At 70.0% G+C, this 10,508-nt stretch carries 9 protein-coding genes and 4 pseudogenes; 6 read left to right on the top strand and 7 right to left on the bottom strand.

What is annotated here, in order from left to right; translation table 11 throughout:
• Positions 1-816, top strand: a pseudogene (locus ACWDA7_RS45650) (amino acid transporter); the annotation flags it as partial.
• A gap of 65 nt (positions 817-881) precedes the next feature.
• On the opposite strand, the gene ACWDA7_RS45645 reads toward ACWDA7_RS45650, so the two are convergent.
• Complete coding sequence (locus ACWDA7_RS45645) at positions 882-1,541, bottom strand: DUF1707 SHOCT-like domain-containing protein (RefSeq protein WP_450613169.1); 660 nt, start codon at positions 1,539-1,541, stop codon at positions 882-884.
• 251 nt (positions 1,542-1,792) lie between these two features.
• Positions 1,793-2,761 (bottom strand): alpha/beta hydrolase, encoded by a 969-nt coding sequence (locus ACWDA7_RS45640; protein ID WP_450613165.1) that lies wholly within the window; start codon positions 2,759-2,761, stop codon positions 1,793-1,795.
• 189 nt (positions 2,762-2,950) lie between these two features.
• Here ACWDA7_RS45640 and ACWDA7_RS45635 point away from each other — a divergent pair, with 189 nt between their 5' ends.
• Positions 2,951-3,409, top strand: a complete 459-nt coding sequence (locus tag ACWDA7_RS45635) for a MarR family winged helix-turn-helix transcriptional regulator (RefSeq protein WP_450613163.1) — start codon at positions 2,951-2,953, stop codon at positions 3,407-3,409.
• Positions 3,410-3,457: 48 nt separating this feature from the next.
• Positions 3,458-3,574, top strand: a pseudogene (locus ACWDA7_RS45630) (LLM class flavin-dependent oxidoreductase); the annotation flags it as partial.
• A 293-nt stretch (positions 3,575-3,867) separates the two neighbouring features.
• On the opposite strand, the gene ACWDA7_RS45625 reads toward ACWDA7_RS45630, so the two are convergent.
• Complete coding sequence (locus ACWDA7_RS45625; protein WP_450613161.1) at positions 3,868-4,113, bottom strand: GntR family transcriptional regulator; 246 nt, start codon at positions 4,111-4,113, stop codon at positions 3,868-3,870.
• Between the two features lie 222 nt (positions 4,114-4,335).
• Here ACWDA7_RS45625 and ACWDA7_RS45620 point away from each other — a divergent pair, with 222 nt between their 5' ends.
• Together ACWDA7_RS45620 and ACWDA7_RS45615 are read left to right on the top strand one after the other, a co-directional pair.
• Entirely contained in the window at positions 4,336-4,731 is a 396-nt protein-coding gene (locus ACWDA7_RS45620; RefSeq protein WP_450613159.1) for a hypothetical protein, read from the top strand.
• A 714-nt stretch (positions 4,732-5,445) separates the two neighbouring features.
• Positions 5,446-5,883 (top strand): annotated as a pseudogene (locus ACWDA7_RS45615) (LLM class flavin-dependent oxidoreductase); the annotation flags it as partial.
• Here ACWDA7_RS45615 and ACWDA7_RS45610 read toward each other — a convergent pair.
• The 4 genes from ACWDA7_RS45610 to ACWDA7_RS45595 all read right to left on the bottom strand — a co-directional run bounded on the left by ACWDA7_RS45610 (position 5,853) and on the right by ACWDA7_RS45595 (position 9,908).
• Positions 5,853-6,326 (bottom strand): nuclear transport factor 2 family protein, encoded by a 474-nt coding sequence (locus ACWDA7_RS45610; protein ID WP_359404323.1) that lies wholly within the window; start codon positions 6,324-6,326, stop codon positions 5,853-5,855. The pseudogene ACWDA7_RS45615 and the gene ACWDA7_RS45610 sit on opposite strands and share 31 nt — an antisense overlap.
• A 146-nt stretch (positions 6,327-6,472) precedes the next feature.
• Positions 6,473-7,972 (bottom strand): metallophosphoesterase family protein, encoded by a 1,500-nt coding sequence (locus tag ACWDA7_RS45605; RefSeq protein ID WP_450613157.1) that lies wholly within the window; start codon positions 7,970-7,972, stop codon positions 6,473-6,475.
• 185 nt (positions 7,973-8,157) lie between these two features.
• Positions 8,158-8,982: a lysophospholipid acyltransferase family protein gene (locus ACWDA7_RS45600; protein WP_450613167.1), complete on the bottom strand. Its 825-nt coding sequence runs from the start codon at positions 8,980-8,982 to the stop codon at positions 8,158-8,160.
• A 155-nt stretch (positions 8,983-9,137) separates the two neighbouring features.
• On the bottom strand, positions 9,138-9,908 hold the full coding sequence (locus ACWDA7_RS45595; protein ID WP_450613155.1) for a GNAT family N-acetyltransferase: 771 nt from the start codon (positions 9,906-9,908) through the stop codon (positions 9,138-9,140).
• Between the two features lie 334 nt (positions 9,909-10,242).
• Between ACWDA7_RS45595 and ACWDA7_RS45590 the strand changes: the two are divergent.
• A pseudogene (locus tag ACWDA7_RS45590) lies at positions 10,243-10,508 on the top strand (IS200/IS605 family accessory protein TnpB-related protein); the annotation flags it as partial.

The raw sequence follows: 10,508 nt of genomic DNA, 5'->3' as shown, positions 1-10,508 counted from the left end.
CGGCCCATGGTCCTCGTCTTCACGCTGGTCGCCTTCCTGGTCACCTGGATCTTCGACGCCAATGTGGACGCCCAGGGCGGCGCCTACGCCACCGGCGTGCTGGTCCTGATCAGCTCCGCGGCGATCGCGGTGACCATCGCCGCCCGCAAGGCCGCACAGCGCAACTGGACCATCGCGTTCGCGGTCATCTCGGCCGTCTTCCTCTACACGACGGTCGTCAACGTGATCGAGCGGCCCGACGGCGTGAAGATCGGCGCCTGCTTCATCGCCGGGATCATCCTGCTCTCGCTGCTCTCCCGCCTCGCCCGCTCCTTCGAACTGCGGGTGACCAGCGTGACCCTGGACGACATGGCGGAGCGCTTCGTCCGGGACATCGCCAGCCGCAAGATCCGGTTCATCGCCAACGAGCCGGACAACCGGGACGTCGCCGAGTACCGCGCCAAGATCGAGCAGATACGCACCGACAACGACATCACGCCGCAAGACGACTTCGTCTTCGTCGAGGTAACGGTCGGCGACCCCTCGGAGTTCGAGGCCGGTCTGAACGTCCGCGGCGAGGTGCTGCACGGCCGCTACCGCGTGCTCACCCTGGAGTCGTCCTCCATCCCCAACGCCCTCGCCGCTCTGCTGCTGCACGCCCGGGACATGACCGGCTGCATCCCGCACATGTACTTCGAATGGACCGAGGGCAGTCCCTTCACCAACTTCCTGCGCTTCTTCCTCTTCGGCCAGGGCGAAGTCGCCCCCGTCACCCGAGAGGTGCTGCGCGAGGCAGAGCACGACCGCAAGCGGCGGCCGAGGGTCCACGTCGGCTGACGCGGCGCACACACGGACGGCGCCCGAATCCATGGGCACGTGGCGCCGGACCCGCCGACCGGGGGTCAGCAGCCCGTCGGTGAGGTCCGCGCCGCGGGCCGGCGCAGCAGCCACTGAGCAAAAGTGCGCCGCGGAGAGCGGACCACGACCCGGCCGTACCGGATGTCGCCCGCCAGCTCGATACGCAGGGACACCGGCACACCGGTGCCACCGGCCCCCTGTGTCCTGACCTTGGCGTAGCTCACCGTGAGGGAGTCGGTGTCCACCACGATTCCCGGCCGGGTCATGAGCACCAGGGAACCGCCGAGCATGTCCAGGTCGATCCGCAGGGCGCTCTGCGTGATCACCGCCTGGGTGAAATCGAGCGTGACGTCGCCCCACGACGAGCGGATCTCCATCCGGCGCGGGACCACCCAGCCGCCGTCCCGCCGGGCCGAACTGCCCTGCCGCTCGACGCGGATCAAGTCCTTCGCCGAGGCGGCGGAACCGCCCGCCTCCCCGGCGACGGCCGGCAGATCGGCCGTGAGGACGGACAGCTCGCCGACGGTGCGCGCGGAGAGTGCTGCCTCCAGCCTGTCGTCGAGTTCCTCGGAGGTCAGCCGGCCGTCCCCCGCCGCGATGCGCAGCACGTCGACGACCCGGTCCCGGTCCGCGTGCGAGGCCCGCAACCCGAGTGACACTCCGGAGCCCGCGAACTCCTCGGCCCGCGAGAGCTCTCCCGCCATACCGCTCACCCCGCAACTGTCAGAGACTCCACCGGGCGACGACACCGGAGCACCCGCCGTCATCGCCACACTCTCCGAGTACGCTATATCGCGTCATAGCTCCGGGCCAAGCCCGAGTCCACCCGCACGCCCGGGTGGGGCAGCGCACTCCCAGAACACCGGCGGGTACGGGACCGTCGGTCCGTCACCGGAGACGTGCGCCGAGGGTCCCGGCCCGTCCGTGGGGCCGGGACCCTCGGCGCCGGCCGAGATCAGGCCGTTCCGAGCGCCGCCCGGAGGACGGCGACCGCCTGGCCGATGGCCGCACCGGCGGCGTGGGTCTCGCGCAGGGCGTTGAGCATCACGAAGTCGTGGATGACGCCCTGGTAGCGCACGGCTGTGACCGGAACGCCTGCCTCGCGGAGCTTGCCCGCGTAGGCCTCGCCCTCGTCGCGCAGGACATCGGCCTCGGCGGTGATCACAAGGGCCGGGGGCAGGCCCGCGAGCTGCTCGCTGGTCGCGCGCAGCGGGGACGCGGTGATCTGGGCGCGCTCGCTCTCGTCGGTCGTGTACTGGTCCCAGAACCACTCCATGGCGTCGCGGCGCAGGAAGTAGCCGGTGGCGAACTGGTGGTAGGAGCCGGTGTCGAAGGAAGCGTCGGTCACCGGGTAGAACAGCACCTGCTGAACCAGCGGGACGTCGCCGCGCTCCTTGGCCATGAGGGTGAGGGCGGCGGTCATGTTGCCGCCGACGGAGTCGCCGGCCACCGCTATGCGGGTCGCGTCCAGGCGGTGGCCCGCACCGTCGGTGACGATCCAGCGGGCGACGGCGTAGTTCTGCTCGAGGGCGACCGGATAGCGGGCCTCGGGCGAGAGGTCGTACTCGGGGAAGACGACCGCGGCGCCGGTGCCGACCGCGAGTTCGCGCACGAGACGGTCGTGGGTGTGGGCGTTGCCGAAGACCCAGCCGGCGCCGTGGATGTAGACGATCACCGGCAGCACGCCTGTGGCTCCTGCCGGGCGGACGATACGGGCGCGGACTTCGCCGGTGGGTCCACCCGGCACGGTGATCCACTCCTCGCCCACGGCGGGCTTCTCGATCTCACCGGACTGCACCTCGTCGACGGCCTTGCGGCCCTCGGCCGGACCGAGGTCGAAGAGGTAGGGCGGGTTGGCGGTGGCTTCGGCGAAGGCCTGCGCGGCGGGCTCGAGGACGGGGCGGGGGCCGGTGGCGTCGGTCATGGCGATCTCCTTGGATCCGGTGCCGCGGGCAGACCCCACCTGCGTTGTCACCGAGGGGCTGCGGCACACCAGAATAGTAGTGCTCGATTAAGTCGCGCACAACTAATTAGCTCTCGATAGAATGGCGACAGGCGCCGAAAGCTAGGGCGGAAGACCGCTGTGTGGACCACCGGACCGAGGAGCGATGCCATGAGCGCACCGACGGCCGAACCGGCCGAGGAGGGTTCCCTCCTTCTGGACGACCAGCTCTGCTTCGCCCTGTACGCGGCATCCCGGGCGGTGACCGCGCGCTACCGCCCCCTGCTCGACGAACTCGGCCTCACCTATCCGCAGTACCTCGTGATGCTCGTGCTGTGGGAGCAGGACTCGATCTCCGTGCGCGACCTGGGCCAGGCCCTCCAGCTGGAGTCCAGCACCCTCTCACCACTCCTCAAGCGCCTGGAGTCGAGCGGCCTCCTGCACCGGGAGCGCCGCCCGGAGGACGAACGCTCCGTCGCCATCCGCCTCACCGACGCAGGGGCCCGGCTCCAAGAAAAGGCGCGCGACGTACCCCTCGCCATCGGCGACGCCATGGGCCTGACCCCGGAACAGGACGCCCTGGCCAAACAGCTGCTCCGCCTCCTGACCGCCAACGTCACCGATCACTGAGGCCGCCGGGACGGGGAATCACACACTCTCCAGGGCGTTGAAGCCGTTGTGAGGTCAGTGATCGCACAAACCCGCTTCTCGGTACTCGACCGCTCGCGCATCCGCGAGGGCCGCGAAGGGGCCGAGGCCCTCCGCAACACCGTGCGTCTGGCCCAGGAGGCCGAGGCTCACCGGTGGGAACCGTAGACACCCCCACAGCACGCTAGCGCCTGGAGCCTTCGCCCCAGGGCGTAAGCGCAGAGCGGCCCCTCAACCGCCCCAACAACGGGGACAGATCAGGGGCCTGTGTGAGCCTGGTGCACTGCCAGCGGCGACTTCAGGGGCCAGCAACGGGCAGGGGCGCGGAGCCAGGCGGGCCAGGGTTCACGCGCTGGGGCCCCTCCCCGTTGCCGTCCTCCGCTCCGGCGCCCAGGACGAACGTCCCCTTGGCTCGCTCGCTAGGCAGCGCGACTCCCCAGTCAGCGGGAGGACCGTTCCTTCGGCGTCAGTACGTAGGTCCCCATGCCCTTCTCGCTGCGGGTCAGGCCCTCAGCGCGGACAGCCTCCATGGCGCGTTGCGCTGTGCTGTTGACCACGTCGAACTCTGTGGCGATGGCGACGATGCTCGGAATCTTGCTGCCAGGCGGATAGGTGCCGTCTTTGATCCGCTGAAGGATCACGTCCCTGATCTGCGGCCACATCGCACGGGTGCGGTCGATCTCCATGCAGTACACCGAAGTGCACTGCATTGTTTCCTGCATCTTGCGTGTACTTCAGTACACCGAGGTACACTGAGTTCCGAACCGAAAAACGGCCCGGCGGAGCGGCGAACTCCCCGGGCCTGGCCGACCGACTGGAGTCGACATGACAGAGCGTACTTGCGACGCGCAGATGCCCGCAGGCTTGGCGCAGAACCTGGCCGACGACGCCGCGGAGGTGGCGGCAGCGTGAACGGCCTCCGACGCCTACCCTGGCAGGACAACGGGAAGCCTGCGTACGTCACGCCAGGAGGTGGACTGATCAATGCCCTGGCCGACGCCACGGAGGGAGCCACGCTGACAGCGGCGGAGGAGGCCGCAGAGCGGGCCGTGAAGCTGGCCGGCGACACGGCAGCCTCCAGAGCTGAACTGCGGACCGCGATCCGCGTCCTGGCAGAGCTGACCAGGGAAGTAGCCAACGTTGCGACGCTCCGCGGCGAGCGACTGGGCATGGATTCTGAGTCTGCCGCGTTCGATGCCGCGGAGCCGGCCAACGAAGAGGGCGCCATACGGCGTTCCGTGGACGACCAGCTTCCGGCCGTGGCCGCATTCCTCGCTGACGAGCGGGGCCGTGATAGCCGCTGACGCTGTGGACGCAGCCGCGGAGCGTGGCTTCCTTACAGCTGAACTCCTGGAGACACAGCGCCAGTCGAAGGCCCCCTGGGCGCGGCTCCGACACGGGTGAGGACTCAAGCGTCCTCCGGGCCCGAATCGATCGTCTGGAGCGACTCCTGATGGCCCTGGGTGGTTCACCCAAGACCCTCGCCGAAGTCGGTGACGCGGCACCGTTAGCACAGAGAAGGCCCCGGCCAGTCCGAGCGAGAGACAGGCGGGAGTCTTCGTCGTGTGGACGTGCGGCCGGACACGCCAGCTGCCAGGATGACCAGTCAGTATCACGAATTGGGCCCACCGCCTTCACATGATGCCCACCTGGGCGCATGATGCCCTGGCAGAACTCGTGCCACGTCGAGGGAAAGACGATCCGGCTACAGCGACGTCCAGAAGGCCGTCAGGGTTGAGAAGTTCCGCATCTGGTTCGCGTGGGTCTGCGGCGGCTGGTTGGGCCTGTGGGTGGCGCTCGCGACAGGGGACATCCACATCGTCAGCGTGATCGCGCAGGTGCCGTTCGTCGGGCTTGGCATCCTGCGGCTACTCCTTCAACCAGGTCACGGTCACGCGTTCCTCGCCGTCGAACCGTGCGCCTCGGCGGGGAGCCTTCAGGACTTCTACGCGTGCGACGGCGAGGCGGAGCAGGTCCCGCCTCATCGGGAGGTCCGCGGCGGCCCAGGTCACGGGGACTCCTTCCGGCCTTCCGCGTGGGCGAGCGAGCCGTACGTCGTCGTCTCCGGCACGGTCGCGGTCGCCGGCACCCTCGAGGAGGCCCGGCGGATCCTGCTGCCCGAGGCCTGGTCGATGGCGTACGCGAGGACCCGTGGCTCCTTCCCGCCCCTGTCGCCCGCCGAACGCGTGGAGTCCCTCGCGATGAGCGCCAAGGAGCGCGGCTTCTACGAGGCCGGACTCGTCGGCCACATCGCCGCCACCGAGGAGCAGGTGGCCGGTGAGCTCGAGAGTCTGATCGAGGAGACAGGGGCACAGGAGGTGCTCGTCACCACGAGCACATACGACCGCCCGGCGCTCCTGGACTCGTACCGGCGACTCGCCCGGGTGGCCGGGCTCGGGACGGCCCAGGGCCCGGCCCGCGAGCGTCAGAGGCCGAGGTCGCTCAGTCCCGGGTGATCGTCGGGCCGGCGTCCCTGCGGCCAGTGGTAGAGGCGCTCCGACTCCTTGATGGGAAGGTCGTTGATGCACGCATAGCGCTTGAGCATCAGACCGTTGTCGTCGAACTCCCAGTTCTCGTTGCCGTAGGAGCGGAACCAGTTGCCCGAGTCGTCGTGGCTCTCGTACGCGAAGCGCACGGCGATACGGTCGCCGTCGAAGGCCCACAGTTCCTTGATGAGCCGGTACTCCAGTTCCCGCCGCCATTTGCGGGTGAGGAAGGCGATGATCTCGTCACGGCCGTCGATGAACTCAGCGCGGTTGCGCCAGCGGGAGTCGACCGTGTAGCCGAGGGCGACCTTCTCCGGATCACGGGAGTTCCAGGCGTCTTCCGCCAGCCGCACCTTCTGCACGGCCGTCTCCCGGGTGAAGGGCGGGAACGGCGGGCGCGATTCGCTCGTCATGTCATCTCCGTCGTGAGAACGCGCGTTCTCCAGCTGACGACCACGGTATGAGAACGACGGTTCTCACGCAAGGACGGTACTGCCGAATGGCCGCCGGGAGGCGGTTCCCCAGCGCGGGGCCTGGGTTGTGGGACCGGGCCCCGCCGTCACACCAGCGGGATCGTCACCTCGTCCTCGACCGGTGGGTCGACCTCCTGGCGCAGATTGCCGGTCGCCGCAAAGCAGCGCAGCCGGATCGCCTCCGCGGTGACGTCAAGGCGCAGGAAGTTCTTGAAGAACGGCGGGCTGTAGGTGGCCGCGCCCGGAGAGAAGAGCCGGGTGTAGATCTTGCGCACGGGCAGCCGGAAGCGGGAGGCCCGTTCGGGACGGCGCCCCGCCCCCAGCAGTCCTGCGACCAGCCGGACGCGCGGTGTGACCCGGACTGGGCCCCCCGCGGTGCGGGTGGGCGGAATGCCGAGCCGCTCGGCGATGACAGCCATCGCCTCCGCCTCGGTGAGGGTGAAGAAGCGCCGCAGCCGCAGACGGCGCCCGTAGAGCCCGCTGTAGAAGGCCAGCGAGTCGCCCCGCAGCGGATAGCAACGGAAGTCCTTCTCGGTGACGTTCGCGATGGACACGCGCGGGATGGTGTGGGTGGCGTGCATGAACGCACCGCCGCCGCCGGAGACCACGTACTGGATCGTGCGGCCGTCCACCTCCACCGGATAGCGCTGGTAGTTGTGGATGTCGCCGCCTATCGCCGCGACGTAGTGGTGGTCCGGGTCGCGGACGATGTCGTCGACCGTGCCGCCGCCCTCGATGGGACAGGGGTGCTGTTCACCGTCCACGTACAGGGGGGAGCCGGTAACGAGGATCTTGGGGCGGGGGCCCTTGGAGACCTCCCGCAGCCAGCGGCCCTGTTCGGCGTCGATGGTGCCCAGCAGGCCGGTGTCGATCCCGATGATGCGGACGCGCCCGGCGTCGATCGCCCAGTAGGGGCCGGGCTGAACGGCCTGCTGGGCCGGGTCCGGACGCAACGCCTGTGCTTCTTGGACGAGTTGCCCGTCCGACTCGGCCGGTCTGTGCCACAGCAGGGAGCGCAGCCCGGCCCGGCTCAGCGGGCGCGGCGCGGGGGCCGGTGCCGGCAACTCGGCGTCGCAGAAGACGCGCATGAACCCGTACAGGTCCTCGTACCAGTCGTGGTTGCCGGGTATCGCGTAGATGGGCGCCGGATATCCCTGGTAGGGGCGGAAGAACTTCGTGCCGTAGTCGGCGGTGGTCCCCACCGGATAGATGACATCGCTGGCGATCACCGTGAAGTCCGTGTCCTGACCTGCCTTCAGGAAGCCAGGCACCACAGCGTATTGGGGGTCGTCGCCCTCGCCCGTGTCTCCGAGGACCATGAACGAGAAGCGGTCCGCGGTGTGCCGCCGGATCACCTTGTCGGTGGGCGCGCCCGCCGCTTCCTGCTGCTTCACCCAGCGGCTTCGAGTGCCTCCGGTGGGGTCGCCGAACCAGGAGGCCAGCACGCCGTTGCGGGCCGCCCAGAGCGTCTTGGGGTTCAGCCAGTAGACCTTTTCGACCTGACGTGGCATCAATGCGCGGTATTCACCGCCCTCTTCGGCGCCCCACCCGGCGCCCTCGGCCGTATCGCGTGAAGATTCGGACACCGGTGAACCGTAGCAATGGTCGAGACAAGGGCCGAGATCAGGTCCCACCCGGACGGCCTCGAACAGGCCGTGCACGTCGACAGGGGCGGCCGGCTCGTCGGAGGTCAGCGCGCGGGCGCCGCACCTCCATGCGTCCGTCCGCCCGGGCCGGGACACCTCCCGGCCCGGGGACGGGCGTCAGAACATCAGTGATGTGCAGGCAGGTCCGCGTGCCCGCCGGCCGGCAGGTCCAGGGCCCGCTCCGCGGCGAAGGCCAGGGCCCGCCGGTCGGTGCCGGCATCCGGCACCAGCAGCGGTGTGACCCGGACCTCCGCGACGAGCCGCCGCGCCGAGACGACCCGCCACACCGACGTCAGCAACGAGTCACTGCCCACGAACGCGGGCGCCGTGGTGGCGGAGCCTCCCTCGAGCCGGTAGTGCAGACGCACCGGCTGCACCGGCACACCCGCGTCCAGCGCCGCCTGGAAAGCGGCCCGGCGGAAGTACCCCTGCGCCCGCCCGCACCAGGTGCTCCCCTCGGGGAAGACCACGATCGCCGATCCGGCACGCAGGCCGTTCGCGATGCGGGCGACCGTGTCGGGCAGCGCCCGCAACCGGTCGCGATCGATGAACAGCGCCCCGCTGCTCGCGGTGAGCGCACCGGCCACCGGCCACTGCCGGATCTCGGTCTTCGCCAGCATCCGGCCCGGACGGACGGCGGCCAGCAACGGGATGTCCATCCAGGAGATGTGGTTGGCGACCATCAGCAGTCCGCCGTCCTGCGGGGCGGCCCCGGTGATCCGGAGCCGGACGCCCGCGGCGCGCACCACCGCCCGGCACCAGGCCCTGATGATCCGCGCGCGCCGTGCGGCGGAGAGCAGGCGCGCCGCCGGGAAGAGTGCGATCCCGGCGATGAGCAGGGTCAACACGCTCACCAGCCGCAGGACGGCGAGCGGTGCGGTGGCCGCCGAGGCCGTACCGTCCACGCAGGATATGGGCGAGCACGGTGCGCTCGGCAGCCAGGCGCTCACCGGGGCAGGGGCCCTGCGGCCGCTGCCGGGGCGCGGTCGCTCGGTGACCGGCGCGGCGGCGGGGAGCACCGTCGCGTTCGCGAGCAGCGCCGCACGGCGCGGGCGCAGCGTCAATCCGGGGCGGGACATGTCCCTCACACCGATCCGGGTGTTCATCACGCCGCGACGAGCGAGAGGAAGTGCCGCAGGTAGCGCGAGTTGACCCGGCGCATCGACAGCAGGACGTACAAGTCGGCGACGCCGAAGTCCGGGTCGTGCGCGGGCTCGCCGCACACCCAGGCGCCCAGGCGCAGATAGCCGCGCAGCAACGGGGGCAGCTCGGCGTGCCCGGCCGGGGCCTCGACCTCGGGGCGCCAGGGCAGCAGCGGCTGTACGCGGTACTCCTCAGGCGCCAGGTACTTGTTCCGTACGCGCTCCCAGGTGCCGGCGGCCATGGTGCCGCCGTCGGCGAGCGGCAGGGAGCAGCAGCCGGCCAACCACTCGTGGCCGCCGTCGACCATGTAGCGGGCGATGCCCGCCCAGATCAGGCCGATGACCGTGCCGTCGCGGTGGTCGGGGTGCACGCAGGAGCGGCCGACCTCGACGAGCCCGGAGCGGATGCCGTCGAGCGGAGTGAGGTCGAACTCGCCCTCCGAGTACAGCCGCCCGGCGACCGCGGCCCGCTCCGGCGGGAGCAGCCGGTAGGTGCCCACGACCTGGTCGTTCACCGTGTCGCGGACGAGCAGGTGGTCGCAGTACGCGTCGAAGGGGTCGGCGTCGAGGCCCGGCTGCGGCGTGGACAGGAGGGCACCCATCTCACCGGCGAAGACATCGTGGCGCAGCCGCTGTGCGGCCCGGACATCGGCCTCGTCACGGGCGAGGCTGACGGTGTAGCGCGTGGGTGACACGGGCGATGGGGGGATGGCGAGCGTGGAAACGCCGGTCATGGCTCTCTCCTGGTCACGGGCCGGTTCGGCGGTGCGTCGGCAGATCGTGTCAGTGCGATCTGCGCGATCCTGTTCTTCCGATGCCGGTTGGCCTACGCGTAACCGCAGCCAGGAGAGTGGATGTGGGAATGTTGAATGCCAGGGGTCGCCTCGCCGCACGACTGTCGGCGGAACCGGGGTTGGGAGAGCTGTTCGTTTTCAGGTGTGCAGGAGTGTGTGTGAGTGTGTGCTGGTTGTTGGTGTTGCAGCGCGCACGGCGCATGGCGGGCACTGTCAGTGCCGGCCGGTACCGTTCTTCCTGTTGCTGATCACGTGTGGGGGAGGGGGCAGATCGATGGGTGGTGAGTCGCTGCGCACGATCGCTGCCCCCTTCGTGGCCGTCGGTCCGTCGGGCGTGGCGATCCGCACCCGCATCAAGGGCCTCACGCCGGACGACGAGCAGGTGTTACGTCTGGTCGGCGCGCATCTGGGGTCGCTGGCCTCGAGGGATCTCAAACGCCGGTGTGCCGAGGGCCTGGAGCACTCCGCGGATACGTGGGCGGGGCGCAAGCGGGCCCTGACCGACACGTCGTCCTCGCGGTGGGCTGGTTCGATCACGAA

Source organism: Streptomyces sp. NPDC001156, from assembly GCF_053598275.1.
The sequence above is the reverse complement of the archived record's forward strand: the minus strand, read 5'-3'. Positions and strand labels throughout refer to the sequence as shown.

Bases quoted from the DNA above. Each gene is read 5' to 3' on its own strand.
- ACWDA7_RS45645 (WP_450613169.1), bottom strand. From the start codon at position 1,541: ATGGCGGGAGAGCTCTCGCGGGCCGAGGAGTTCGCGGGCTCCGGAGTG.
- ACWDA7_RS45640 (WP_450613165.1), bottom strand. From the start codon at position 2,761: ATGACCGACGCCACCGGCCCCCGCCCCGTCCTCGAGCCCGCCGCGCAG.
- ACWDA7_RS45635 (WP_450613163.1), top strand. From the start codon at position 2,951: ATGAGCGCACCGACGGCCGAACCGGCCGAGGAGGGTTCCCTCCTTCTG.
- ACWDA7_RS45625 (WP_450613161.1), bottom strand. From the start codon at position 4,113: ATGGAGATCGACCGCACCCGTGCGATGTGGCCGCAGATCAGGGACGTG.
- ACWDA7_RS45610 (WP_359404323.1), bottom strand. From the start codon at position 6,326: ATGACGAGCGAATCGCGCCCGCCGTTCCCGCCCTTCACCCGGGAGACG.
- ACWDA7_RS45595 (WP_450613155.1), bottom strand. From the start codon at position 9,908: ATGACCGGCGTTTCCACGCTCGCCATCCCCCCATCGCCCGTGTCACCC.